We start from the raw sequence: 26,847 nt of genomic DNA, 5'->3' as shown, positions 1-26,847 counted from the left end.
CAGTGATCAGGCTCAGCTTTGGAGACCGCGTGATGACGGTCACGATCTATATCATACTAACATTATTAGCTTTTATGACCTTCTATCCTTTCTGGAACGCATTGGTCATTTCCTTTAATGCCGGCATCGATACGGCGATGGGCGGCGTCACCTTTTGGCCGCGGGCCTGGACGCTGGAGAATTACGGGATCGTTTTCAAGGATGAGCGGCTTGTAGGCGCCTTCTTTGTCTCCATCGCCCGGACAGTCGTCGGTACGGTTGCCTCCATTCTATTTACGGCCATACTTGCTTATGGCATCTCAAAGAAAGAGCTGATGGGTCGCAAATTTTACATGATTTTGTGTATCATTACGATGTACTTCAGCGGCGGATTGATTCCATCCTTCCTCTTGATCCGTGAGCTTCACCTGATGAATACGTTTTGGGTATTCATTATCCCTTCGCTGATTAGCGTATGGAACATGATTATTTTCCGGACTTTTTTCCAGGGCTTGCCCGCAGGTTTGGAAGAATCGGCTAAAATCGACGGCAGCGGCAATTGGGGCATATTTTTCCGTATCGTCGTTCCGCTCTCAGGACCGGTTATCGCTACGCTTTCGCTATTTACCGCTGTTTTTCATTGGAATGACTGGTTTGGGCCAAGTATCTACATTACCAATGAGAAGCTGCTCCCTATACAAACGATGCTGAAGCAAATTTTGAATTCGAACATCGTCTCGGATCAGATGTCCCAGCTGGATTCAGCGGCTCAGGGCCAGATGGCCAAGATGAGAACCGTAACCAGCAAGTCACTGTCGATGGCGACGATGATGGTCGCTACCATTCCAATCATTATGGTATACCCGTTCGTTCAGAAATATTTCGTTAAGGGTGTACTCGTCGGATCATTGAAGGAATAGCCGGCATGGTATGAAAAGTCGTTTAGAGCGAAAGCTTTGAACATATAAAAAAGAGCTCGAAAGGGGATTTAAAACAGATGAAAGCAAAAAGTAAACTGCTAGTCCCACTCATTTCTGCTTTTATGGCCGTATCTTTATTGGCAGGTTGCAGCGGTAACAGCGGCAAATCCGGAAGCGGAGAAACGCCAAACAACAAAGCGGATGAAAATAACAGCAATACTCCCGCATCGGTTTATGAACTAGGCAAGGAACAGCTTGATTTTACCCTTTATGGCCACTATGACTGGTATACAATGCCGGCATGGGGCGGCGATATTACAAGTACGTGGATCAGAGATACGAAGAAAGTAAACGTGAAGCCGATCCACTCTGGCGGCGCGGCACCTCAGAAGCTGAACACGATGATTGCTACCGGTGACTTGCCTGATGCAATCTGGCTGGAGCGTGTGGATGTAGAGAAGCTCCGCAGCGCGGACATGCTGGTTCCGTTCGACGATTATTTGGATAAATATCCGAACCTGAAGAAATGGCTGGGCGAAGAAGGCATTAACATGCTTCGTTCCGAGGATGGCAAGCTTTATCAGTTCCCTAACTGGTATACGAAGCAGCCAAACGGTAACTCCGGTTATGTTGTGAACAAAAAGATTTATGCGGAGCTAGGTTCTCCGAAGCTTGAAACGACGGATGATCTTTACAGCTACCTGAAGCTTGTGAAAGAGAAATATCCGAACGTTGTTCCTTACGAGCCGCATTTGGCGAAGGATGGACAAGGCCTTGACGTCTTGTACTCCGCATTCAAAGAGAACGATCAGAAGTATCCGGGCATGCGCGCCGTGCCAAACGGCGACAAGCTGACTTCGATCTTCCTTGACCCGCAATATCGCGAGTCCCTGCAGTATACGGCGAAGCTCTTCCGCGAGAAGCTGATCACGCAGGATGCGATGACGCAAACGATTGATCAAATTACGGAAAAAGTAATGACAGGCCGCGTAGCGGTATTCGCAGCGGCAAGCCCGACAGAGATCGCGATGCAAGCTCATGCCGAGCTCGTGAAGAACGATCCGGAAGCTGGTTATTTTATGATCTGGCCGATTCATAAAGAAGGCTTGGACAAAGATAAAATTTTCCCTGGCACATATGGTATGCTAGGTTGGAACGTTACGGTTATTACGAAAAAAGCGAAAAACCCGGAAGCCATCTTCGCATTCTACGATTGGCTGACTGGCGCTGAAGGACAAAGCGCATTGATGTGGGGCCCTCCAGGCATCTACTGGGATGGCGTGGAAGCTGACGGCGAGACGCCAATCTTCACGGACAAATACACGTCCGAGGCAGGCGAGCTTGGCAAGCTGCAAGCGATTACGACTAACCTGAACTGGGTAGGCAACACGGTATTCCTGGATACAACAAAAGCGAAGTTCGAAGAATCGCTGCCGGTTGAGCAGCAAAACTGGTCGACGCGCTACCAACGCGAAGTCACTTGGAAAACGCAATCGAACGCAACGGAATTCATTAACATTGATCCGCAGCCGGATACGGAGGAAGGCATTATTCGCCAGCGTATCGAGGACCTATACCTAGAAGTGAGAGCGAAAGCATTGTTCGCTAAGAACGATGAAGAAGTGATCTCCATTCTTGATAAAGCGGAAAAGGATGCGCAGGCTGCTGGCTATGACAAGCTGCTTGCATTCAAAACCGAGAAATGGCAAGCTAACCTTGCAAAAATGAAAGCGCAATAAGCGATAGCGATTGATAAAACGACGGGTATACTAAGATTTTTTAGTGTACCCGAGTTTTCGTTTTCCCACCGTCAATATTAAAGAGTAAATAGGCCATTACGCGTTTTTCTAATTGGAGCTGATAACACCATGTACAAAGTATTGCTAGCAGACGACGAAAGGCTTGATTTGGAAGGAATGCGCACCTTTATTCCATGGCAAGAGCTGGGGATGGAGGTTGTAGCCGGCGTTATGAACGGATTTGATGCGTGCAAAGTGCTGGACGCTGAGAAAGTGGATATCCTTGTCACGGACGTCCGCATGCCGAATATGACGGGCTTGGAGCTTGCCAGAAGGGCGCTTGAGCTATCCAAGGATATAAAAATTATTTTTGTGAGCGGTTACCAGGACTTTAGCTATGTGAAGCAGGCGTTATCATTGAATGCCGTGAATTATGTGCTGAAGCCGATGGATGACCAGGAGCTGATCGACTCCCTGCTTAAGGTGCGCGAGGATTTGGACAAGGAGCAGGTGCGGCAGGATACCTATGGGCAAATGGTGCCGATCGTCAAAAATGAATATTTGCTGCAGCTGCTGGAAGGTCCTTGTAACGAAAACACGATTGAAGTGCTTAATCAAGAATATGAATTGAACCGCTTTAAGTGGCCGGGCTTTGCCGCAGTTATCGAAATTGATGACCTTTCGTGGAAGCTTGCAGACGAGGAACGCTCCGAGCAGGACGAGATGCAGCAGGTGGTGTCCGTAGGCAAGGAGCTTGGCGTTCGGCATATTTGCAAAATAAGCAAAGCGCGCGTGGCGTTCCTCATCGAGGGCACGGATCAGGTCAATCTGCCTGAAATCATCGTACGGCGGATTCGGGACTTGCAATCGTTCTCCATTACTGTGGGCGTTGGTGAACCGTGTACGTCGATTAAGGAGCTGCAGTGCTCGTACAGGCAAGCAATAGAAGCACTTGATTTGAAAATGTTTTACGGCAAAGGACGGGTAATCGGCCACGGCGAGCTCCGGCAATCGGAGAAGGAGGATGTTAAGCATCTGGATGCCAAGCTGGAAGCTTTGTTTGATGCAATGTCAGGCTACGAGCTTGTGCGGATTCATGACGAGCTGGATGATTTGTTCCAAGTGGCAAAAAACCTAAAATCCAAGTTTACACTGCGCAACTACGCGCTTTATATCGTGATGAAGCTTGATAATTATTTGCAGCGAACGAATGAAAACGTATTTCAACTGCTGGGCATGGAGCTGGACCATTACGAAATCATCATGCATTTGGAGACGATTAATGATATCCATTTATGGCTCAGACGCAGGGTCTACGAAATATCAGAGACGCTTCAAGCGAACAAGCATAAGAAAAATTGGAAAATCATTAAGCAAATGATCGATTATATGAAAGAGCGTACGCATGATAATATTACGCTGCGCGATTTGGCCGAGCAATTCTCGCTGTCGCCGAATTATCTTGGGCTGATCTTCAAAGAGGAAACCGGCAAAAACTTCAGCGAATACTTTATCCAGCTCCGCATGGAGAAATCATGCGAGCTGCTCAAAACGACCCATTTGAAAATATATGAAATCGCGGACCGCGTCGGCTACCGCCACCTGCCTTATTTCAGCAGGCAATTCAAAGAAACGTACGGCATGACGCCGCTGGAGTATAGACGAACATGACTACGCACAAGAAGGAGCATCGCTACATTCCGTTTGGCATTAAGCTGATGCTCACCTACAGCTTGTTTATTATTATACCGGTGCTGCTGGTTGGCTACGCTGCGAATATTATTTTTACAAGCTCCATTCAAGAGCGTACGCGCGAGATTAACCACGGCACGCTGGAGCAGATGAAGGACAATATCTCTTATAAAATGAACGATATGTCGCGGCTCTCGGGCATGCTTTATTTTGACAGCAATCTGGCTTCCTACCTTCGCCACTACGAGGAGGGCTGGGTGAGCTACGAGGCAACGACAAAGCAGCTGCTGCCAAAGATCCAGACGACCATCGAGGCAGCGAACAATAAGATGAGGTTGGCGGTATATTTGCATAATGATACGCTGCCCGAAATCTATCATGATTATAAAAATGCCGATCCGCTCAATAATGAGGGGCCGTTGTTCGATTTGTACCATATTTCACGGATCGAGGATCATCCTTGGTACGTGAATTATCCGAAGGAGCGTTACGGCGAGACGATGCAGTGGAAGCAAATTGAGGGGGATACGAAATTTGGCCACATCTCCTTGCTTCGGCGCCTTGTCAATATGAATGATCCGATTACGCTTGAGGAGATCGGTTTCGTTCGGATCAGCCTGCGGCTGACGGACCTGCTGGAGAGCGTGGATTCCGAGAAGATCGGCAAGGGTACGAAAATATTCGCAATCGATGAGAACCGCAGCATCATGTTCTCCTCCGGAGATACGGATTATAAGCTTGGCGAAACGCTAAGCGAGGAGAAGATCGCGAATTATTGGGTCATTCAGGATGAACCGATTGCACAGCTCAATTGGCAGCTTGTTGCACTCGTACCCACGGACATTATGGAGAAAGCGACCAAAAAGGTGCGATTATGGACCGTGCTGATTTGTTTGGCGTGTTATATCGTGTTCTCGTTTGCCGGTCTCTTTATCTCCCGGTTTTATTCCCGCAAGGTTTCCAAGATCGTCCGCGTGCTCGACGCCTTCCAAGAGGGCAACTTCCAGAAGAGCATCCATTTCAAGGGGAAAGATGAATTTACGCGCATCTCCGTGGCCTTGAACGAGATGGGGCAAAACATTGATGAGCTGATCCAGGAAGTGTACATGACCAATATCCAGAAGAAGGAAGCGGAGCTGGAATCGCTGCAAGCGCAAATCAATCCTCATTTTCTCTATAATACGCTTTCCTCGATTAGCCGGCTGGCCAAGTTCGGAGAGGTGGACAAGCTGCAGCGGATGGTGCTTGATTTGGCTAAATTTTATCGGCTGTCACTCAACGAAGGAAGAACGGTCATTCCGATCAAAAACGAGCTGGAGCAGGTGGGCGCCTATATTAACATCCAGAAGACAAAATTTGGTGACGGCATGCAGGTGCTGTTTGATGTGGACCCTGATATCTTGCGCTTTACGACCGTAAAGCTTATATTGCAGCCCTATATTGAGAATGCGCTGGAGCATGCCTGGTATGGGGACCGCATTAATATCCGCATCGTTGGGAAATTAGAGGGGAAGCTGATTACTTTCCAGATTATCGACGATGGTATCGGCATTCATCCGGAAATTTTGCGTCAGCTTTCCGACCCGGTGGAGAGCGTAAACGTAGGGTATGGCATTCGCAACGTAGATGGGAGAATCAAGCTTCATTTCGGCGCGGAATACGGGGTAAGCATCTACAGTAAACGTGGCATTGGCACATCCGTATCGATCATCATTCCGGCACAAACTGCTGCTCAAACGTCTGACCGTCCTCTTTAACAGAGGGCGGTTTTTTTATTTATTTAAATATATGTAATAAAACCTAACATAAACGTTGACATATCCGTACGATCCGAACTATAATTCGATTTAACGTAAGGTTTCGTGACAATCGAATAAAGGTTCTCAAAGCAAAACGATGAGAACGACAAGCAGTCTAGGGTTCCGTTAGCAGCGGCTCAGCGTAAACGCAAGTAAACGCTCGGCATGCGGCTAAGCCTGGTCCAAGAGACGGCGTATAGATGGTTTCGGATTCATCCGCTCATCTATATAACACGGAAGGATAAAAGCCTGGGAGATTACTCTCCCGGGCTTTTGTTTTTTTATAAAGAGAATGTTGGAGCTGACAACTAAAAAGATGACAGGAGTGGGGAGTAATGAAAGCAACAATGAAAGCGGGGCTTGTGCTTATCCTTATCATTGCAATGTCGGTCGTGGCTGCGTGTTCAGGAAATACAAAAGAAACATCGGGAGGAGCGCAAGGCGATCCGATTACGATTGCGCTTAGCCCTTGGCCGGGCTGGTATATGTGGTATTTGGTCGAGGAGAAGGGGTTCTTCGAAAAGCATGGCGTAAACGTGAAATTGGAATTTTTCCCGGTATATAGCGATTCGCTGCAAGCGATCGCGGCGGGCAAAGTAGACGCGAACAGCCAGACGCTTAGCGATTCGCTGGCTCCGTTATCGAAGGGAATTGGCCTTAAAGCCGTGCTCGTCAATGATAACTCCTTCGGCGGAGATGCCATTGTGAGTAAGCCTGAGATTAACTCGATTAAAGATCTGAAGGGCAAGACGGTTGCTACGGAACTAGGCACGGTGGACCATTTTCTACTGCTTACCGCGCTTGCAGAAAACGGGATGGATGAGAAGGATATCAAATACGTTAACATGACGGTAAACGATGCCGGCCCGGCGTTTATTTCCGGCAACACCGACGCCTCGGTGCTGTGGGAGCCGTTCCAGACGACGGCGGTCAAAGAAGGCAAGGGCAAGGTGCTCTATTCATCCAAGGAAACGCCGGGACTTATTCCCGATCTGCTCGTATTCCGCGACTCCGTGGTGAAGAAAAGGCCGGAAGAGGTACAGAAGATCGTCGACGCTTGGTTCGATGCGCTTGCTTGGTACGAGGATAATCAGGAGGAAGCGATTAAGCTGCTTGCCGAGAAGGCCGAGACAACGCCGGAGGACTTTAAGCTTGGCCTCGATAGCATCAAGCTGTTTGGCGTAGAGGATAACATTGAGGCGTTTGAGAAACGCGAGGATTATACGTCGCTTAGTTATACGGGCATGAAAACAGCTGAATTCCTCCACAATTTGGACATGGTCGACAAGCTGGACAGCGTGGATGAGCTATTTGACCCGCAGTTCATCAAAAATAGAGCGGGGAAGTGATCAACGATGGGGAAGCCGATAAGACGCAAACCGCATACCTTTCAAATTTTTAAAGACATCGGTCCGAGACCGTTTGCTGCTGTGGCAGGTTTCTCCTTCGTCTTGCTGCTCGGCATTTGGTCGCTGCTCAGCTATACGGAAATGGTTAACCCGATTTTTCTTCCTAAGCCGCATGCCGTGCTTATCCAGCTCATCCTGAATCTCGGCAGCCCGGAATATTGGGGGCATATCGGAATTAGCGTATTCCGGGTATCCGCGGGATTTCTGCTGGCTTGTGTGGTTGGTATCCCTATCGGGGTATTTGCGGGTACCTTCAAATTCGGTGAAGCCTTCGTGGAGCCGCCGATGGAATTTATCCGGTATATGCCTGCAGTCGCTTTTATTCCGCTCATTATGGTATGGGCGGGTATCGGCGAATGGGCGAAGGTGCTGCTCATTTTTATCGGCTGCTTCTTCCAGCTTGTGCTTATGGTATCGGATATTACGCGCCGGGTATCGCATGACCTTCTGCATGCGTCCTTCACGCTTGGAGCGACTAGGTGGAAAGCGATCGAAACAGTTATTATACCGGCAATTCAGCCACAGCTGATGAATACGCTCCGCCTAATATTAGGGTGGGCATGGACGTATCTTGTCGTAGCGGAGCTTGTTGCCGTAAGCAGCGGGCTGGGCTATCAAATTATGAAGGCGCAGCGCTTTCTGAATACAGATGAAATTTTTGTAGGAATTATCGTCATCGGTTTATTGGGACTTGTCAGCGATCGGGTGTTTGCTTTCTTGAACCGCCGCTTGTTTCCTTGGGCATAAGCAAATAGGAATAGCTGAAAATTGAATATAGGTTCCCATGATTGCCATTGGGAACGAAATAGCTGTCTAGGGTTCCGCTGAAGACGGCTGACGGTTTATGTTTTGCTTTATACTCGTCAGCCGGCTCAGGTCTGGTCCGAGAGACGGCATATCGCGGGGAGGTTCATCATCCCACGAGGGTTAATCGGCCCGCGATAGCACACGGAAGGATAAAAGCCTGGGAGATCACACTCCCGGGCTATCTTTATTTTCAAGAGGAGGAAACAACATGAACGGGACTTGGAATACAATCATTCGTCCGGGCGGCAAATGGTCAGGCTTGATAAGCAGGGGGAGATTGCTGAGGTTTACCGCATTGGAAGCGGGAGCGAACGTTTCCTTGCTTCTCTATCAAGCAAAGGATCTGACGGAGCGCTACAATATGCCGGATACGCTGAAAGCACAGTACACCGCCCATCTCACCAAGGGCAACATCCTCATGAGCGATAATGGTCGGTCGCTCGCCAGTTTTGTAGAGGATCAGCTTGGCTGGCATGATGCCATTAGCGGTTATACGAGCCGAGCGGCCACAGACCGAAAATACGGCAGGACCGCGTATCAAGAGCAGCGGAATGAATGGTATCGCAGCGGGGAAGAAAATTTCGCCGTTGAGCTCATTCGAAATGGACTCGGCGTGCGGGATCTTGTTCCGCCGGTAAATCTGTTCTCCAAGGTGTCCTGCGATGAGCAGGGGCGGATGCATTTTAGCTTGGCGCATTGCGCGGCCGGAGCGCAGGTGACGCTGCGAACGGATATGGATGTGCTGCTGGTGCTGTCGAATACGCCGAATCCGCTGGACCCGAGCAGCGAATATCCATCCGTGCCTGTTCAGCTTGAGGTGCTTACGGCAGATATGGTTAGGGAGGACGACTATTGCTTTAACTTTCGGCCCGAGAATCGCCGGGCCTATGAGAATACGCAGCAATATTACTTGCTGCAAGGATTGTAAGAGACAAACATGGTGGATGAGGAGGAATGGATGATGACTGTATTCAATCGGGTAGAAAGCTCCCGCAAGGAAGAAGATGCCATCTACGATGAGGTGATTGAAGCGGGTGACGGATGGATGTATGACCTGCAGCCGGGACAGGTGCTGCGCATCGTTGATTTAGCTGGCAACCAAGCGGCCGACACGCTGTTCTACGACGCCGACCATCCGGAGGACCATTACAGTGCGGTTGCGACCATCGCAGGGCAAGGCAACCTTTATTTGACGGCCGGCTCGGTACTGCTCTCGGAATCCGGCAAGGAGCTGCTGCGCATCGTCGCGGATACCTGCGGCCGGCACGATACCGTTGGCGGCTCTTGCTCGGCGCAAAGCAATACGGTGCGATATGCCCATGACAAGCTTCATATGCACAACTGCCGCGACACGTTTATGCTGCAGCTCGCGAAGCGAAACGAGGGCTACACGAAACGTGACTTGGCTCCCAATATTAACTTCTTCATGAACGTGCCGGTAACGGCAGACGGCGGGCTGCAATTTGCGGACGGCGTATCCTCGCCAGGCGCTTATGTGGAGCTTCAGTCGCTATGCCGCACGACGGCGCTGCTCAGCAACTGCCCGCAGCTCAACAATCCTTGCAACGCCTATAACCCAACGCCGGTACGGGTGCTTATCTGGCATGCCTGACATGGCTGATGTTTTCTTACTAACGGATTAATATAACGATAAGGCGAGGAGAGGGTACGATGTTCACTAAAATATTAATCGCAAACCGCGGCGCAATCGCCGTCCGAATCGAGCGCACCCTGCGCAAGCTAGGCATCGCCTCGGTAGCCGTCTATACGGAAGCAGATCAAGACAGCCTGCATGTCGATCAGGCGGACGAAGCTGTGCTCATCGGCGAAGGACCGGCCAAAGAGAGCTATTTGAATGCGGATTTGATTTTGCGAACCGCTTTGGAAACAGGCGCTCAGGCCATTCATCCGGGTTATGGCTTCCTTAGCGAAAATGCGGACTTTGCCCGCGCTTGCCGCGAGCAAGGCATTGTGTTCATCGGGCCGACGCCCGAGCAGATGGAAATGTTCGGACTGAAGCATTCGGCCAGAGAGATAGCGAATCGGGCAGGCGTACCGCTTCTGCCGGGAACGGCGCTGATTAAGGAGCTCGAAGAAGCGTTGGAGGAAGCAGGGAATATCGGCTATCCGGTTATTTTGAAAAGCACGGCAGGCGGGGGCGGCATTGGCATGCGCGTGTGCGCAGACGGTGAGGCGCTGAGCTCTGCCTATGACGGCGTAAAGCATCTGGCGGAAACCCATTTTAAAAACGGCGGATTGTTTCTGGAAAAATATATTGCTAGAGCGCGCCACGTAGAGGTGCAAATATTCGGCAACGGCTTTGGCGAGGTGGTTGCGCTGGGCGAGCGCGATTGCTCAATCCAGCGCCGCAACCAGAAGGTTATTGAGGAAAGCCCGGCACCGAACTTGACTGATGAGGTACGGATGGCGATGTTCGAATGCTCAAAGCGGCTTGCAGCCGAAGCAGGCTATCGAAGCGCGGGTACCGTTGAGTACTTGTACGATCCGGAGACTGGCGATTTTTATTTCCTCGAGGTCAATACGCGGCTGCAGGTGGAGCATGGGGTAACCGAGGAGGTGCTCGGCATTGATCTGGTGGAATGGATGGTTCGGGAAGCGGCGCATGAGCTGACGAACTTGCAATCGCTGGTGAAAGCGCCCGTGGGCCACAGCATCCAAGCCCGCATTTATGCGGAGGATTGTTTGCAGGGCTTCCGTCCCAGCGCGGGCCAGCTGGATCAAGCTGTATTTTCGGCCCATGCCCGCAATGAGACTTGGGTGAGGGACGGATTGACGGTTACCACGCTTTATGATCCGATGCTGGCCAAAATCATTGTGCACGGCGCGAGCCGGGAGGAAGCGATCGAGAAGCTGGTTAATGCGCTTGGCGAGACACGAATGTACGGCCTTACGACGAATCTGCAATATTTGCAGGCACTTTTGCAGGATTCGGAGGTAGCTGGCGGACAGGTGTATACGCAGCTGTTAAACGGCTTCGAGCCTGCCGAGCTTGCGCTAGAAGTGCTGGACGGCGGCGTGCAAACCACGGTGCAGGATTGGCCGGGCCGGGTCGGCCACTGGGATGTTGGCGTCCCGCCATGCGGACCGATGGACCCGTACTCCTTCCGCATCGGCAATAAGCTGCTTGGCAATGAGGACGCAGCCCCTGGCCTGGAGCTCACCCTGCGCGGAGGCTCTTATAAATTTCGCAGCGGGACCTGGTTTTGCTTAACTGGAGCGGATATGGAGGCGAAGCTGGGCGGCGAGATCGTGGAGCTTTATAAGCCGACGTACGCGGAACGTGGGCAAGTGCTCAGCTTCGGCGAGGCGCAAATGGGCTTGCGAACGTATTTGCTTGTCGCAGGTGGGTTCGATATGCCGCGTATTCTAGGCAGCTCGGCGACCTTTACGCTTGGCGGCTTCGGCGGTCATGGCGGCCGTGCTTTGCGAGCGGGGGATGTGCTTGGCTTAAACGCAGGCGCAGAGCCCGCGGTGCTGCAGGAGCTAGCGCTGCCCGAGCGTCCGCAAATGGGGAGGGAATGGACGATCGGCGTTATTCCTGGACCACATTGTACGGGAGAGTTTTTGAAGCCAGCATATTTGAAGGAGCTGTCCGAGACGGCGTATGAGGTGCATTTTAACAGCTCGCGGACCGGGGTTCGCTTGATTGGGCCTCCCCCGCTGTGGACGCGCGAGGATGGCGGGGAAGCCGGGCTTCATCCGTCCAACATCCACGATAATGCGTATGCGATTGGAACACTTGATTTGACCGGGGATATGCCGATTTTGCTCGGACCGGATGGACCTAGCTTGGGCGGCTTCGTCTGCCCGGTGACGACGGCATCGGCGCAGTTCTGGAAGCTTGGGCAGCTGCATGCCGGAGACAAGGTGCGGTTTCACCTGCTGACATTGGAGGAAGCCGATGAACTTCGTGATGGGCAAGAGCGAAGCCTAGAGGCCATAGGGGGTGGGCTGCGTCAGGGTTTGCCTTCCGCAGAGCTGCCTGCGGCAGGGGAAGCGATGAGCCCGGATTATCCGCTTCTCGTCCATGAATCAGAGGGCCGCCGCTTTCCGATCCAAATTCGCTGCAGCGGCGACGAGAATTTGTTAGTGGAATATGGCGAGCTTGAGCTGGACCTGCTGCTGCGCTTCCAAGCGCATGCGTTGATGCAGGCAATCGAAGCTTCAGGCGAAATTCCGGTACTGGATTTGACGCCGGGCATTCGCTCTTTGCAGGTGCATATCGACCGTTCCCAAATGACCGTCAGCCAAGCTTGCGGCCTTATCTTGAAGCTGGATAGTGAGCTTCCGCCGCTGGAGACGATTCAGGTGCCGTCGCGAATTGTCCGTCTGCCGCTTTCTTGGGATGATCCGGCAACGCAGCTCGCCATCGAACGTTATCAGCAAACGGTAAGGCCGGATGCGCCGTGGTGCCCAAGCAATATCGAGTTCATCAGACGAGTGAATGGGCTGGTGCATATGGAGGACGTGCAGCGAATTGTATATGAAGCGAACTATTTGGTGCTCGGGCTAGGCGATGTTTATCTGGGAGCGCCGGTAGCCACGCCGATTGATCCGCGGCACCGGCTGGTGACTACGAAATATAATCCTGCGCGTACATGGACGCCGGAGAATGCGGTTGGCATCGGCGGCGCTTATATGTGTGTATACGGGATGGAAGGCCCAGGCGGCTATCAATTCGTCGGGCGTACGATTCAAATGTGGAACAGGCTGCGAAGCACGGAGAGCTTTAAGCCTGGCAAGCCTTGGCTGCTCCGATTTTTTGACCAAATTCAGTTTTATCCGGTGACGGCTGATGAGCTGCTGCGGCTGCGCGAGGATTTCCTGCGCGGCAGATATGAAGCGGATATTACGGAAACGACGTTTGATTTAGGGGAATATCTGGCGTTTCTGGAGGAGATTAAGGAAAGCGCCGCGGACTTCAAAGAGAAGCAGCAAGCGGCCTTTCAAGCGGAGCGCGAGAGCTGGAAGGCGCTTGGGCTTGCCGAGTATGTGGCGGAAGCAGAACCGGACCGGGCGGAACAGGAGGAGGCGCTGCAGGAAGGGGCAGCCGCTGTTCGCTGCACGATGCCGGGCAGCGTATGGAAGGTGCTGGTGCGTCCGGGCGATTACGTCAAAAAGGGCGATACGCTGATGATTGTCGAAAGTATGAAGATGGAGTTTTCGCAGCAAGCATCCGTTGATGGAGAAGTATGCTCCGTGTATGTGGCGCCTGGCGATCAAGTGCATACCGGCCAGTTAATCGTTGGTATTACTCAGCATAACGAAACGGAGGTGGCGGTATGACTACGGTAGCCTTTCCGGATCACCTGACTTTAGAATGGCTGCAAGGCAGCTATGCAAGCGGCCGAGTGACGCCAGCGGTTGTTATGGAGGAAATTATTCGCAGGGCTGAGACGGATGCAGCGATGAACATTTGGATCACGCCGCCAACTGTAGAAGCATTGGCGCCTTATCTGGAGGGGCTGGCTGCCCTTGATCCGGTAGAGGCCCCGCTTTGGGGCATTCCGTTCGCTGTCAAAGATAATATTGACGTTGCCGGTTTGCCAACTACGGCAGGCTGCGCAGCATTCAGCTATCGGCCGGAGGAGCATGCGGCGGTTGTGGAACGCCTCGTAAATGCAGGCGCTATCCCAATCGGCAAGACCAATCTGGATCAATTCGCAACGGGGCTCGTTGGCACCCGCAGTCCGTATGGCGAGACGCATAATGCGCTCCGTCCGGAGTTGATTAGCGGCGGCTCGAGCTCCGGCTCGGCAGTCGCTGTCGCGCGCGGCCAAGCGGTATTCTCGCTTGGGACCGATACGGCGGGATCAGGCCGTGTGCCGGCTGCGCTTAACGGGCTTGTGGGCTATAAGCCAAGCGTTGGCTCATGGCCGCTCCAAGGGGTTGTCCCTGCCTGTGCAAGCTTGGACTGCGTTACGGTGTTTGCGCACAGCTTGGGAGAAGCGCTCCTTGTGGATCATGCTGTTAGAGGGGCTCATGAAGGAGATCCGTGGTCCCGAGAGTTTACCAAAGCGGAAGCTAAGCGGCCTGCCAAGCTTTGCCTGCCGAAGGAAAGCGTCGCTTTTTATGGGCCGTTTGCAGCGGAATATGAGGCAGCTTGGCTTGCAGCCCTCGAACGTGTGAAACAATTGAATATTCCAATTGAATACGTGGATTACGAGCTGTTTGCGGATGCAGCCGAACTGTTGTACGGGGGGCCTTTGGTTGCGGAACGTTGGGCGGATTTAGGCGAATTTATTGAGGCTCATCCTGGCGCTGCTACAGCGGTTACGGAGCAGGTGCTGCGTACGGGGGCATTGCCGGAATACGATGCGGCTTCCTTGTTCCGGGCGATGCATAAGCTGCAGGAATATAAGCGGCAAGCCAAACAGCTGCTGCGCGATGCGGTGTTGATCATGCCTACCTGCGGAGGCACATGGACACGCGAGCAGGTGAGAGCGGAACCGTACCGGGCAAATAGCGATATGGGGCGCTATACAAACCATTGCAACCTGCTGGATTTGTGCGCGGTGGCCATTCCTTCCGATGCGGCTGGGGCAAGTCTGCCGTTTGGCATCACGCTGTTCGCGCTTGCGGAGAATGAACATCTAATCGAGGCTGGGGCCCGGGCTTTTCTTCAGGAGCCTGCTCGAAATGGAGCGGATCGTAGAGCTGATGACAAAATAACTGTGGCTGTCTGCGGCTTGCATATGCGCGGATATCCGCTGGAGAAGCAGATGCTTGCGCTGCGGGCTCGCTTTGTCCGGGAGGCAAGCTCTGCTCCGCGCTACCGGCTGGTTAAGCTGCCAACGTCGCCAGCGAAGCCGGGCATGATTAAGCAGGCGCAGGGCGGGGCAACCGTTGCGCTTGAATTGTGGGAAATGCCTTTGGCTGCGTTCGGTGCATTGACGTCATCCATTCCAGCTCCGCTGGGCATTGGCAAAGTAGAGCTGATGGACGGGTCGGAGGTGTCCGGCTTTGTATGCGAAGCCTATGCAGCAGAGGAGGCGGAGGATATAACCGCATATGGCGGCTGGCGCAACCTACCGCAATCATAAATCATAAATCTTAGGAGAGTATTTTATCCGAAGTGCTCATCCAGCTGTGCTATACCCGCTTAAGGCAGCAGCTCCAAGAACCGTTTTGCAGCCGCTGACAGCGGCACGCCGCGCAGCGTGGCAATGCCAATGCTGCGCGCAGGCAAAGGCGGCTGCAGCGGGATTTCGATCAGCTCGCCTGAGCGGAGCTCATCCCTCACATACTCCCGAATAAGAAACGCAAGGCCGAAGCCGCTTCTGGCGAACTGGGCAAGCAGCTCGAAGCTGCCAAGCTCAAGCTCAGGCGTCAGCTGGACGCCTGCGGCTTTGGCGCATTCATCCAGAAATCTGCGCGTGCTGCCCCCCTGCTCCAGCAGCAGGAGCGGGTGTTCGCTTACTCTCGCGAGCTCGAGTCCGCTGCTGCCGAGCCCGGAGCAAGCTTTGCCTCCCACGAGGATATCCTGAAGCGGCATGCTTATGCGAAAGTCCAGCAGTGGATCGGAGACCGGCATGTGCACGATGCCGAAATCGATTTTTCCTTCCTTGAGCAGCGCAATCGTCTCGGGTGTGGTGCGATTGGTCACGCGAATCCGGATATCAGGATATTGGTTGTGGAATTGCTCCAGGTAAGGCATAAGATAATGCTTGCACAACGTATCGCTGGCTCCAATGCTGATTTCCCCGCTTTGCAGGCTATGCATTTCGGCCAGCATCCGCTCGCCGGTTTCCATGAACGTGTAGGCCTGCTCGATATAACGAAACAGAACCTCTCCCTCCGTTGTCAGCTTTACCCCTTTAGCCATCCGAAAAAAAAGCTGCCCGCCGAGCTTCGCTTCCAATTGCTTAATCGTATGGGACACGGCAGGCTGCGTAATATAAAGCTGCTCTGCAGCGCGCGACAAGCTCCCTGTCTTAGCCGTCCAATAAAAGACACGGTACCATTCCATATTCACGATCATATCCATAACCTCACCTAATATAAGATATTAGAAATATCAATTATTTTTATGTTAATGCTTCCATTATAATGAACCAGGTAAAGGGAAAACAAGTAACGGAGGCGATTGGATTGACGGTAACAGCGATAGTGGGAGCGAATTGGGGAGACGAGGGCAAGGGGAAGCTGACGGATGCTTTGGCCGCAAGATCAGCTTATGTCGTGCGTTATCAGGGCGGCAGCAATGCGGGTCACACCATTATTAACGGCTATGGGAAGTTTGCGCTTCATATGCTGCCATCAGGCGTATTTCACCCGGGGATTACGAATGTGATCGGCCCAGGCGCCGCGCTGGACATCGACATGCTGCTGAAGGAGCACGGTGAGCTGCTCGCAAGAGGCGTGCCGGAGCCGCGGATCCGCATCTCGGAGAGAGCCCAGGTCGTGCTGCCTATTCACCGGCTGCTTGATGAGCTTGAGGAAGAGCGGCTCGGGGCAAAAGGGTTTGGCTCCACAAAGCGGGGAATCGCCCCTTTTTATGCGGATAAATATGCAAAGCTAGGCGTTCAAGTCGCTGATTTGTATGAAGAGGAGCAGCTATTGCAGCGGCTTGAGCAATCCTTGGCAGCCAAAAATGTGCTGCTGGAGCAGCTGTACAGCCGGGCGCCCATCCAAGCAGAGGAGCTGCTGCCCGAGCTGCTTGTGCAGGCGGAGAAGCTGCGTCCGTATGTTTGCGATACGAGCAGACTGCTCCATGACGCTTATCGGAACGGGGAGGAAATTCTGCTGGAGGGTCAGCTTGGCGCGCTGCGTGACCCCGATCATGGCATCTATCCGTATTCAACCTCTTCGTCCACGCTTGCGGGCTTCGCGCCAGTTGGCGCTGGGCTGCCGCCTTATGCCATTACACGTATCATTGCGGTTGTAAAGGCATACTCCAGCTGCGTAGGGGCGGGCCCCTTTGTATGCGAGCTGTTTGGAGAGGAAGCGGACCAGCTTCGCCGCTTGGGCGGAGATGCGGGGGAGTTTGGCGCTCTCACGGGACGGCCGCGGCGGATGGGCTGGTTCGATGCGGTAGCTTCCCGTTATGGCTGCATGCTGCAGGGGGCGACAGAAATTGCGCTGACCAATCTGGATGTACTCGGATATTTGGACGAGATTCCGGTCTGCGTCGCTTATGAGATGGATGGACAAATGATCAAGGACTCTTTCCCGGTTACAGCGAAGCTTGGCTTGGCCAAGCCAATATTGGAGCGGCTTCCGGGCTGGCGCTGTGATATTTCGGGCGTGCGCAGCTTTGACCAGCTGCCGGAGGCGGCTCAGCGTTATGTCCGCTTTGTGGAGGAAGCTACCTCGGTGAGGGTCGGAAGCGTATCGGTAGGGCCGAAACGCGAGCAGCTTATTATGCTGTAAACATTAAAAAAGCAGTATCCTGTTTGTCAGGATACTGCTTTTTCTTTGCGCGGCCATAACGTGTAGCTGAAGCTGATCAGAAAATCGATGCCGAGGATGAGCGACCAAAGCCGCAGGGCGTTGAACAAAGCTTCGGTCCGCGATTCATCGCCAACCATCAGAATCATGCCGTACAAGATGGCGCCGCCTATGATCCAAGCAAGCAAGTGATGAAGCCAGCCGCTGCGTTCATGCCGTGCATGCGCTGCGCCGTACTTTGGCTTGCCTGCTGGCGCAGGACCGCCGGCAAAGCGGTGGGCAAACCGTTCATCCGCCCACTTGATCATCTTGTGCCCGTAGGCAATGGATACGCCGATATAGACGGCTGCCAAGCTATGTGCGAAGGTGGCCTCGGAGCCGCTGCGCAGATCATAGACAGTGGCAATGACGAGTGCCAGATCGATAAGCGGGGTGCTGTAAAGCAGCAGGGTACCAGCCTTTTTGAAGCGGAATACATAACGAAACACTAAACCGGCAAGCACGAACACCCAAAAACCGATTTCACAGGCAATAATAAAGGCGGTAATCATGTGAAATTCTACTCCTTCTGATAAAATGGGGACATACCCGGAAAAACATAAATTTGTGTTTCAAATTGAAAGGGAGGCACGCTCGATGAAGAAAATTCTCGTTGTCGGAAGTATTAATATGGATATTGTCAGTAATGTCACCGAGTTTCCGCTGCCTGGAGAAACGATACCAAGCAAGGAAACGTCTTTTTTTCCTGGCGGCAAGGGTGCTAACCAAGCCGTTGCGGCAGCTAGAGCGGGCGCAAGCTGCTCGATGATTGGCGCAGTTGGGGAGGACCCCTTCGCAGAAACGCTGGTTGCTGCCCTGCATAATGATGGAATTGCTACAGACCAAGTATTACGCAAGAACGGCTCCTCGGGTTTCGCAATTATAACCGTAAATGAAGCGGGCGAAAACCATATCGTACTGTCCGAAGGGGCAAACGGCAAGCTTACGGCAGAGGATGCGGCTGCAAGCGCTGGCGATTGGTCCAATGTGTATGCGGTACTTCTCCAAAATGAAATTGCATGGGAAACGACCGAGGCGGTCATTGCCGGAGCAAGTGCAGGCGGGACACGCGTGTTATACAATCCAGCCCCTGCAAAAGCTATTCCGGATGCGGTGTTTCCGCTTCTCGATACGCTAATTCTGAACGAGACAGAGGCAGCTGTCATAACCGGCTTGGCGGTCAAGGACGCAGAGTCGGCACAAGCCGCAGCGGAATGGGCATTGGCAAAGGGCACCGACAGCGTAATCATTACGTTAGGGGAGAAAGGCTGCTTTTATAAAAATGCTCAGGGCGATACAGCAGCCGTGCCTGCGTATAAGGTGAAGCCGGTCGATACGACGGCAGCGGGAGATACCTTCCTTGGCGCTTATGCGGCGGCAAGCGCAGCGGGATTGCCGATTGAGCAGGCGCTCTCATTTGCCTCTGCCGCAGCGGCGCTTGCCGTAACGAAAGCCGGAGCACAGTCATCGATTCCAAACAAAACGGAAATTGAGGCGTTCCTTCAAAACGAATCGGCTAAATAAAATGGGGCTTGCCAAAACTAATATCATTAGTTTATTATAAAACTAATGGTATTAGTTTTTATTTGAGGAGGCCGATTTTAATGCGAATGACACGTGAGAAGACCGTTGTCCAGCTCACTTACCTGCCGAACCTGTTTCCGGTTAATTGCTATTTGGTGGAGGAGGAGGACAGCTTAACGCTTGTCGATGCGGCGCTTTCAAGCAATGCCAAAGCGATTCTGCAAGCGGCGGAGCAGCTGGGCAAGCCAATCACTCGGATCGTATTGACCCATGCCCATGATGACCATATCGGCGCGCTCGACGGACTTAAGGAGCAATTGCCGAAGGCGCAGGTCTATATCTCCAAACGGGACGCGAAGCTGCTTCGCGGTGACCGTTCGTTGGAGCCGGGAGAGCCGAATACGCCGATTCGCGGTGGCGTTCCGAAGCAGGTTCGGACGATACCGGATATCTTGCTGCAAGACGGAGACCGCGTCGGTTCTTTGCTCGCTGTAGCCGCGCCGGGTCATACGCCAGGCTCGATGGCCTTTCTTGATACAAGAAATCATATTTTGATCGTTGGGGATGCCTTCCAAACCAGAGCAGGCGTAGCGGTCGCGGGGCAGATGAAGCTGCTATTCCCATTTCCGGCGCTGGCTACCTGGGACAAACGCACAAGTTTGGCGTCGGCTCGCCGGTTGGGCGAATTGAAGCCGTCGGTGCTTGCCGCTGGGCATGGCAATATGGTGAAACAGCCAAAGCAGTACATGGATAAGGCGATTGCAGAAGCAGAGCGGGCTTTGTCAAATTAAAGAAGGGAGCTGTAAGCATGTCGCCTAGAAAAGGGCTTGATTTAACGACGGTTGTTGAAGCGGCGGCCGCAATCGCGGATGAGCAGGGCATACAGGAGGTCACGCTGGCCTCGCTTGCGCATAAGCTTGGCGTTCGTTCCCCTTCGTTATATAACCATGTGAACGGATTAAAGGGCTTGCGGAACCAGCTTGCGATCTATGGTCTTGGTAAGCTGACGGATGCGATTAATGGCTCTTTAGAGGGCAAAAAGGGCGATGAGGCCATTCACGCGATCGCTGCCGCGTATATCGCTTTCGCTAGGAAGCATCCAGGCTTATATGAGCTTACTTTACGCTCGCCGGATGCGGATGATGCAGCTTATGCGGCTAGCGGGCAGGCGCTGGTCGAGCTGCTTGTGGACAGGCTGAGCTTCTACAAGCTGGACCGCGAAACGTCCATTCATATCGTAAGGGGTTTCCGCAGCATTTTGCACGGATTTGCAGCTATCGAGCAAAAGGGCGGCTTCGGCATGCCGCAACCGATTGATGAAAGCTTGAACATCATCATTCAAACCTATATTCACGGGTTACGTATGCATGAGCAGTGATTGAAAGCGATTAGTGTGTGTGAAGAAAAAATAAGCTATCCTTGACGCCTATTGACGTCAAAGACAGCTTATTTGAGTTTTATGTTAGTAGGCTTGCTGAATCAATGCAGCTGCGCCAATGAGCCCGGCATCCTGCTGCAGCAGTGCCGGCACGATAGCGGTTTCTCTGCCCGAAGGGTTGAGTGCATGCTTGGATACATACGTTTTAACGGCTGAGAAAAGCGGGTCGCCCACTTGTGATACGCCGCCGCCGATTACGATTTTGCTTGGGTCCAAAATATTGATAAGCGAGACGCAGCCCATGCCGATTGATTTGAATACGCGGTTCACCAGCTCGGACATTTGTGCATCGCCTTGTGCCGCCAGCTCGAAGGCTTCCTTGGAAGTGACTTCCCGGCCCAGCAGCTCCGTCGCTTGACGCGCTACAGCGGTACCGGAGGCAACAACCTCCCAAGGCGTGCCAGCTTCATCCATAATCATAAAGCCTGCGTCGCCCGCATTGCCTGTCGACCCGGTCAGCAGCTTGCCATGCATGAAGATGCCTGCGCCAATGCCGGTGCTGATCGTAATAAAGATGAAATGCTCCGAATCCTGCGCCGCACCGATCCATTTCTCGGCAAGCGCAGCCGCGGTAGCGTCATTCTCCATTTTAATAGGAAGAGGAAGATGGTTCTTGAGCTCTGCTACTACGGGGAAGCCCCACCAGCTCTTTAGGTTGGGCGGGCAGGTTAGCTCGCCTTTCAGTGTATTGAGCGGCCCGGGAGCGCCAACGCCTACACCCTTTAAGGCGTCTATCGCCAGTTCGTTTTGTTCAGCCAGTTCTTTGACCGCGTCCGCGACGCGCGCAAGCATAACGGCCGGCTCTACCGTCAGATCGGTTTTTAATGAGCCCTTGGCTATAACGGCTCCTTGCTCGTCTACGAATCCAAATGCTATTTTTGTGCCGCCAATGTCGATTCCTACTGCTATACTCACGAAATACCCTCCAATAATATAAAAAAGTTGCTGTAACGCTTTGAGAAAAAGTCTATCATACTCGCGGAATATTAGGAAGTTTAACGCACAATTAAACCAGCTGGAGAACAAAAGAATACCCTTTCAATTTATGCTGTACAAAAAGGCGGTAGTGTAGTAATATCCAATCGAATGAAGTGCTAGAGAGAGGATCCTTTGCGGCGCAAGGGGTCCTCTGGCCGTTTACAACCAACATAGAGAAGAAGGTAGCTATCCAAATGGAATCCGAAGCCAAACCAAGCTCGCGACTATTGAAATTCGGCATGCCGATGACCGCAAATGTATGGAAAAATGCCCGTATCGATCTGGGAGCCTCCTGTCTGTTCAGCCTATTTAATGTGGTTTTGAATCAGTTTTACGTCGCGTTTGCCATTCAACAGGGGGCCAGCAATTTACAGGTAGGCTTGCTGTCGGCAGCGCCTGCGGTAGGGCTGTTGTTCTCGCCTTTCTGGGCAAGTTGGATCGAGAAGGCGAATAACCCCAAACCGTTCGTCATGCTGCCGAATGCGGTCGGAAGATTGCTGCTTCTGCTGCCGGCATTTTTTGCTTATCCATCCGTTTATGTAGCTACCGCTCTTCTCTTTCAATTATTAATGGGGATACAGGCGCCTGCCTATGCGGCACTGGTATCGCGGATGTACCCTTCTGATTTGCGCGGCCGCCTCATGGGCTACGTTCGGGTAGCGATGGGCATTATTATGATCCCGCTTGCTTATTTTGTAGGAAGCTGGTCGGATGCATTCGGTCCATCGGGGCCGCTTATCGCAGCTTCCATAGCGGGCTTCCTCTCCATTGGCTTATTCAGCACGGTAAAGCTGCCTGCGGGGAAAGCTCCTGTAAAGCCGTCAATCCTCAAAAAAACGAGCCGCTTTCCGCTGCAAGAGCAGTGGAAGCTGGTAAAGGAAAATAAGACGCTTGCCGTCTTCCTGGCGGCCACTACCTTTTCGGGCTTCGGCAATATGCTGGCGAATCCGCTTTATCAAATTATTCAAGTCGATGTGCTTGAACTGTCCAATGTTCAAATCGGCTTTGCCCGCGTAGCTTATTTCTCGGCGCTGCTGCTAACATTCTTGATAGCCGGCTGGATGATTGATCGGATTGATATCAAATATACGCTTCTTTGCGGAATAGCCGCTTATGCGATCGTACCAATGATTTATGGTCTTTGGGGCAGCTACGCGGCGGTGATTACCGGGAATGCCATTCAAGGCATCGGGGAAGCGATCTGGGATATCGGCATCCTTGCCTTTGTATTCCGGCTTGCGCCAGGACGAGAAGCAATGGTATTCGGCTTGCATTTAATGCTGTTCGGCTTTAGGGGAACCGTAGGCCCAATCCTAAGCTCTTCGCTGTCGAGCAGCGTGTCTTTGACCATCTTATTAATCATTGCCTCCATTTGCGGCTGGATCGGAACGCTTCTCTTTCTTTCAGGAAATTGGAAGCGAAGGCAGCTCAGACCATAAGTTAAGCTCTCCTTCAGTTGTCGTTCATCTCTCGTTCATATTCGAATGCTAGAATTCGTTATGGACATAAGAAATCAGCGAACAAACATAGGAGATGAACGAAATGAACAAATGGAAAGTGATGCTTAGCGCGGTAGTTATTGCGGCTGCTCTGGCAGGCTGCGGGGTGCAGGAGGAGCAGGCCAGCTCGGAATCGCAAACGGAATCGCAAGGCGAGGTTCAGCCTAACACAGGAACGGGCGGGAGCCAAACGAGCGATGCAGGCCGTGGCCAAATGGGCATGGGCATGCAGGCGGATCTCATGGGCAAAATCAAATCGATTGACGGACAGACCATCACGCTCTACAAATCGGCCATGGGACAAGGCAGACCCCCTCAAGGAGACGGCACAGGCGATATGCCTTCTGGCGGTGACGGACAACAGCCGCCTGAAGGTGGACAAGCCCCTGCAGAGGGCGAGCAGCCTCCAGCGGGTGACGGAACCGCTCCGTCAGGTGATGGGACAGCGCCGCAGGGCGGCGGAAGAATGAACATGGGCGCGATGTTTACGGATGAGACCGTAGACATTCAAGTCACCGATGCGACCAAAATCGTAACCGTAACATTTGAGAATGAACAAATGGTAGAAACGGAGGTTGCGCTTGCGGATCTGAAGGCTGACGATATTTTGTCCGTGATGCTCAAAGACGATACCCAGGAGGCCGAGTCCATTACGATTCGAACGGGCGGCTTCGGCGGTGGAGGCGGAGGCGGCAGACAGCCGCAGCAGCAACAGGATCAAGCAGCGACTACAACGACAGCAAGCTAAATCGTGTGAGTTGTTAAGGGCAGATTCAAGCGATTGAAATTGAAGGAGCTATACCAAGTGCAGCACAGTTGCTCACTCGGATCGCTCCTTTTTGTTTGTTATACTCGTTTCTACCAGAGGGGCTATGGTACAATTTTTGAAGCAACGAACATATTGTCCGAAGAGGCTCAGCCTGCCGCATCCCGTTTTTGAGCGATTTCGGCAGTGCGAATAAACAGCTAAGGGGAGATATGCATGGATTCGCAAGTACAGATTAGGCCAATGATAAATACGGATGTGAGCTTGGTCTTTCAGGCGCTAAATCATCACAATATCGGAAAACCGTTAGACTACATCAATCGATGCTGGGAAGAAAACAAGACGGGAGAACGGACTACGCTAATTGCGCTCCATGATGACCAGTTTGCCGGATGGCTGCATCTATTAAAGACATCCCATTATCCCCATTTTGTTGAAAGCGGCGTTCCGGAAATTAATAATTTTGATGTCGTGCCCACGCTGCGCCGGCTTGGCATTGGATCGGCATTAATGGATGCGGTAGAAAAAGTCGCATTCGATAAGCACCGGGTTGTTGGCATCGGCGTAGGCTTGTACGAGAGCTACGGCAATGCTCAGAGATTATACGTCAAACGAGGCTATATTCCCGATGGCCGAGGCGTGATGTACAAGGAGCAACCAGTCATACCAGGGACTGACGTTTGCGTGGATGATGATCTGGTGCTTTACTTTACAAAGGAAAGACGGTAGCGAAGCACAGCCGTATGGCGCGAAACTATACATCGCAGCCCATGCGACAAAATTGACGGACAAGGTGAAGGCGCCTAGAAACGGCGGCGGTCACTCTGTCCGTTTTTTCATGCCTAGGGTCATGGAATTTACTAAGCCAATACCTACTTAATATCTTATAAGAAATTCTCGAAATAACAGAAATTTATCTGATAGGGGGGTGCTATTATACAAATATAAATAAAGACGAGGTGATGACATGCAAACGAAATTGGCAGCGGAAGCCATTCCCATCTCTAAAAAGCGGAATTCGTGGATAAGAGCCATACAAAAGTATAAAGTGATGTACATTCTTTTATTTCCGGCATTAGTTTATTTTGCCGTATTCAAATACATTCCTTTGGCGGGAATCATTATTGCTTTTAAAAACTACAATCTGGCTTTGGGGTTATGGGATAGCCCTTGGGTGGGATTGAAAAATTTCCAAGATTTTATTAACGGCGTTTATTTCTGGGACATCATGAGAAACACGATTGTCATATCGCTGTATAAGCTATTGTTCGGTTTCTCCGCTCCCATCGCACTTGCTTTACTGCTTAATGAAGTTCATACCCAATGGTTTAAGAAAATTGTACAAACCATTACTTATTTGCCCCACTTTCTGTCTTGGGTCATTGTTTATGGATTGATGGTCGCATTATTAGCCCCGGGCGATGGACTTTTTAATATGATTTTGAAGGAAAACGGTTTTGAACCCATCTCTTTCTTAACGGAGCCTGCTTGGGGAAGACTGCTGGTCATCTCATCTGAAATATGGAAGGACATTGGTTGGGGAGCGATTCTATACCTTGCCGCACTAGCGGGGATTGATCCAAGTTTATACGAGGCGGCTCGAATGGATGGCGCTTCCAAATGGAGACAGCTCTGGCATGTAACCTTACCCGGCATTCGTGGCGTCATTATTTTGATGCTCATTCTGAAATTGAGCCATATCCTAGACGCTGGTTTTGACCAAATCTTCATGTTTGCCAATACTTTTAACCAGGAGAAAATCGATATTATTGACACGTGGGTATACCGCGAGGGGCTGGAGCGTCTTAAGATTGGCCTCGCAACTGCTGTGGGATTGTTTAAAGCTGTCATCGGATTTATTTTAGTATTGGCTGCGAACAAGATTGCCAAAAAATTCGATGGGCAAATTTGGTGAGGTGGTATGAAATATGGTTAAGCTGACGATCGGGGAAAAAGCATGGCAATCAACCGTTTATTTTATTCTTATTGTGCTATCGCTGCTTTGCTTGCTTCCCTTTTTATATGTGGTCGCTGTTTCGGTAACACCGGAATCGGAAGTGTTAAGAAGAGGGATTGTGATTATACCGGAATCCTTTACCTTTGCAGCCTATAAAGAGGTATTCGTATCTAACGGCATTGGGCAGGCGTATAAAATAACGCTGTTCCGAACGATTGTAGGCACAGCGTTAAATGTGTTTTTCACGGTAATCGCAGCGTACCCGTTATCCAAAAAATATTTGCCGGGACGCAGCACGTTTTTATTATTCATTGTGTTTACGATGATGTTTAGCGGGGGACTAATTCCGACTTATTTGTTAATCCGCTCTTTGGGGATGTTAAATAGCCCATGGGTTCTGATTGTTCCGCATCTCATTAGTGCATTTAATCTAGTGATCATTAAAGGGTTTTTCGAGCAATTGCCTGCTGAAATCGAGGAGTCGGCAAGAGTAGACGGCGCAAGTGAACTTCAGTCGCTATGGAAAATCATTTTACCGCTGTCCATGCCTGTCCTCGCCACGATTTCCCTATTTTACGCAGTAGGGCATTGGAACAGTTATTTCGATGCAATTGTGTATATCAATGATGCGAACTTAATGCCGCTTCAAGTCGTCTTGCGCAACATTTTGCTTAACATCGCAAATCAAAGCGCGGAGTCGATGGCCAATACCGGAACGGTTAGTCAGTTCGCAGTTCAAATGGCTGCTGTTGTCGTAACTACGGTCCCGATTCTGATCGTTTATCCGTTTATGCAAAAGCATTTTACCAAGGGTATGCTCATGGGATCGATTAAAGGTTAAAAAGCAAATCTTATCTAGGTTGTTACGGGGAAACCGTGATAATATACAA

General features: G+C 51.7%; 22 protein-coding genes and 2 riboswitches. Of the genes, 19 read left to right on the top strand and 3 right to left on the bottom strand.

The window, feature by feature from the left end; translation table 11 throughout:
• Positions 1-2 precede the first annotated feature (2 nt).
• The 10 genes from FJQ58_RS07985 (at position 3) to atzF (ending at position 15,409) form a co-directional block, all read left to right on the top strand.
• Positions 3-899 carry a carbohydrate ABC transporter permease gene (locus FJQ58_RS07985; RefSeq protein ID WP_139992078.1) on the top strand — a complete coding sequence of 299 codons (897 nt, stop codon included), beginning with the start codon at positions 3-5 and terminating at the stop codon, positions 897-899.
• Between the two features lie 77 nt (positions 900-976).
• Positions 977-2,638 carry an extracellular solute-binding protein gene (locus FJQ58_RS07980; RefSeq protein ID WP_139992076.1) on the top strand — a complete coding sequence of 554 codons (1,662 nt, stop codon included), beginning with the start codon at positions 977-979 and terminating at the stop codon, positions 2,636-2,638.
• Positions 2,639-2,767: 129 nt separating this feature from the next.
• The gene (locus FJQ58_RS07975) at positions 2,768-4,309 is read left to right on the top strand and encodes a response regulator (protein WP_139992074.1); all 1,542 of its coding nucleotides are present in this window, start codon (positions 2,768-2,770) and stop codon (positions 4,307-4,309) included.
• Positions 4,306-6,087 carry a cache domain-containing sensor histidine kinase gene (locus FJQ58_RS07970; RefSeq protein WP_139992072.1) on the top strand — a complete coding sequence of 594 codons (1,782 nt, stop codon included), beginning with the start codon at positions 4,306-4,308 and terminating at the stop codon, positions 6,085-6,087. Before FJQ58_RS07975 ends, FJQ58_RS07970 begins: the two co-directional genes overlap by 4 nt.
• A 146-nt stretch (positions 6,088-6,233) precedes the next feature.
• A riboswitch (guanidine-I (ykkC/yxkD leader) is annotated at positions 6,234-6,387 on the top strand.
• Between the two features lie 77 nt (positions 6,388-6,464).
• A complete protein-coding gene (locus FJQ58_RS07965) occupies positions 6,465-7,478 on the top strand; it encodes an ABC transporter substrate-binding protein (protein WP_139992070.1) in 1,014 nt (337 codons plus the stop codon).
• Between the two features lie 6 nt (positions 7,479-7,484).
• On the top strand, positions 7,485-8,285 hold the full coding sequence (locus FJQ58_RS07960; RefSeq protein ID WP_139992068.1) for an ABC transporter permease: 801 nt from the start codon (positions 7,485-7,487) through the stop codon (positions 8,283-8,285).
• A 55-nt stretch (positions 8,286-8,340) separates the two neighbouring features.
• A riboswitch (guanidine-I (ykkC/yxkD leader) is annotated at positions 8,341-8,511 on the top strand.
• Positions 8,512-8,553: 42 nt separating this feature from the next.
• Positions 8,554-9,273, top strand: coding sequence for an urea amidolyase associated protein UAAP1 (locus FJQ58_RS07955; RefSeq protein WP_139992067.1), 720 nt, complete (start codon positions 8,554-8,556; stop codon positions 9,271-9,273).
• Between the two features lie 33 nt (positions 9,274-9,306).
• A complete protein-coding gene (locus FJQ58_RS07950) occupies positions 9,307-9,957 on the top strand; it encodes an urea amidolyase associated protein UAAP2 (protein WP_139992064.1) in 651 nt (216 codons plus the stop codon).
• A gap of 59 nt (positions 9,958-10,016) precedes the next feature.
• Positions 10,017-13,652 (top strand): urea carboxylase, encoded by a 3,636-nt coding sequence (gene uca / locus FJQ58_RS07945; protein WP_139992062.1) that lies wholly within the window; start codon positions 10,017-10,019, stop codon positions 13,650-13,652.
• Positions 13,649-15,409, top strand: a complete 1,761-nt coding sequence (atzF, locus tag FJQ58_RS07940; RefSeq protein ID WP_139992060.1) for an allophanate hydrolase — start codon at positions 13,649-13,651, stop codon at positions 15,407-15,409. Before uca ends, atzF begins: the two co-directional genes overlap by 4 nt.
• Before the next feature lie 59 nt (positions 15,410-15,468).
• On the opposite strand, the gene FJQ58_RS07935 is transcribed toward atzF, so the two are convergent.
• Positions 15,469-16,347, bottom strand: a complete 879-nt coding sequence (locus FJQ58_RS07935; protein WP_139992058.1) for a LysR family transcriptional regulator — start codon at positions 16,345-16,347, stop codon at positions 15,469-15,471.
• A 110-nt stretch (positions 16,348-16,457) separates the two neighbouring features.
• Between FJQ58_RS07935 and FJQ58_RS07930 the strand changes: the two genes are divergently transcribed.
• Positions 16,458-17,738 carry an adenylosuccinate synthase gene (locus FJQ58_RS07930; protein ID WP_139992056.1) on the top strand — a complete coding sequence of 427 codons (1,281 nt, stop codon included), beginning with the start codon at positions 16,458-16,460 and terminating at the stop codon, positions 17,736-17,738.
• A gap of 26 nt (positions 17,739-17,764) precedes the next feature.
• Here FJQ58_RS07930 and FJQ58_RS07925 read toward each other — a convergent pair whose 3' ends face one another.
• Positions 17,765-18,307, bottom strand: coding sequence for a hypothetical protein (locus FJQ58_RS07925; protein WP_139992054.1), 543 nt, complete (start codon positions 18,305-18,307; stop codon positions 17,765-17,767).
• Positions 18,308-18,392: 85 nt separating this feature from the next.
• On the opposite strand from FJQ58_RS07925, the gene rbsK reads away from it, so the two are divergent.
• The 3 genes from rbsK (at position 18,393) to FJQ58_RS07910 (ending at position 20,697) form a co-directional block, all read left to right on the top strand.
• A complete protein-coding gene (gene rbsK / locus FJQ58_RS07920) occupies positions 18,393-19,319 on the top strand; it encodes a ribokinase (protein WP_139992052.1) in 927 nt (308 codons plus the stop codon).
• 80 nt (positions 19,320-19,399) lie between these two features.
• Positions 19,400-20,110, top strand: coding sequence for an MBL fold metallo-hydrolase (locus FJQ58_RS07915; protein WP_139992051.1), 711 nt, complete (start codon positions 19,400-19,402; stop codon positions 20,108-20,110).
• Between the two features lie 17 nt (positions 20,111-20,127).
• The gene (locus FJQ58_RS07910; RefSeq protein WP_139992049.1) at positions 20,128-20,697 is read left to right on the top strand and encodes a TetR/AcrR family transcriptional regulator; all 570 of its coding nucleotides are present in this window, start codon (positions 20,128-20,130) and stop codon (positions 20,695-20,697) included.
• Positions 20,698-20,781: 84 nt separating this feature from the next.
• Here the strand turns inward: FJQ58_RS07910 and FJQ58_RS07905 are convergent, their stop codons facing one another.
• On the bottom strand, positions 20,782-21,672 hold the full coding sequence (locus tag FJQ58_RS07905) for an ROK family protein (protein WP_139992047.1): 891 nt from the start codon (positions 21,670-21,672) through the stop codon (positions 20,782-20,784).
• 257 nt (positions 21,673-21,929) lie between these two features.
• Between FJQ58_RS07905 and FJQ58_RS07900 the strand changes: the two genes are divergently transcribed.
• From FJQ58_RS07900 to FJQ58_RS07880, 5 genes are all read left to right on the top strand, one after another.
• Positions 21,930-23,174: an MFS transporter gene (locus FJQ58_RS07900; RefSeq protein ID WP_139992045.1), complete on the top strand. Its 1,245-nt coding sequence runs from the start codon at positions 21,930-21,932 to the stop codon at positions 23,172-23,174.
• A 103-nt stretch (positions 23,175-23,277) separates the two neighbouring features.
• Positions 23,278-23,982 (top strand): hypothetical protein, encoded by a 705-nt coding sequence (locus FJQ58_RS07895; protein WP_139992043.1) that lies wholly within the window; start codon positions 23,278-23,280, stop codon positions 23,980-23,982.
• 234 nt (positions 23,983-24,216) lie between these two features.
• Positions 24,217-24,729: a GNAT family N-acetyltransferase gene (locus tag FJQ58_RS07890; protein WP_238403890.1), complete on the top strand. Its 513-nt coding sequence runs from the start codon at positions 24,217-24,219 to the stop codon at positions 24,727-24,729.
• Between the two features lie 238 nt (positions 24,730-24,967).
• Positions 24,968-25,915, top strand: a complete 948-nt coding sequence (locus tag FJQ58_RS07885; protein ID WP_139992041.1) for an ABC transporter permease — start codon at positions 24,968-24,970, stop codon at positions 25,913-25,915.
• Between the two features lie 13 nt (positions 25,916-25,928).
• A complete protein-coding gene (locus FJQ58_RS07880) occupies positions 25,929-26,798 on the top strand; it encodes a carbohydrate ABC transporter permease (RefSeq protein WP_139992039.1) in 870 nt (289 codons plus the stop codon).
• Positions 26,799-26,847: the final 49 nt, after the last annotated feature.

The sequence above is a fragment of the Paenibacillus paridis genome (genome assembly GCF_006345825.1).
Taxonomy (GTDB): domain Bacteria; phylum Bacillota; class Bacilli; order Paenibacillales; family Paenibacillaceae; genus Pristimantibacillus; species Pristimantibacillus paridis.
This window is presented reverse-complemented; position numbering and strand designations above follow the sequence as displayed.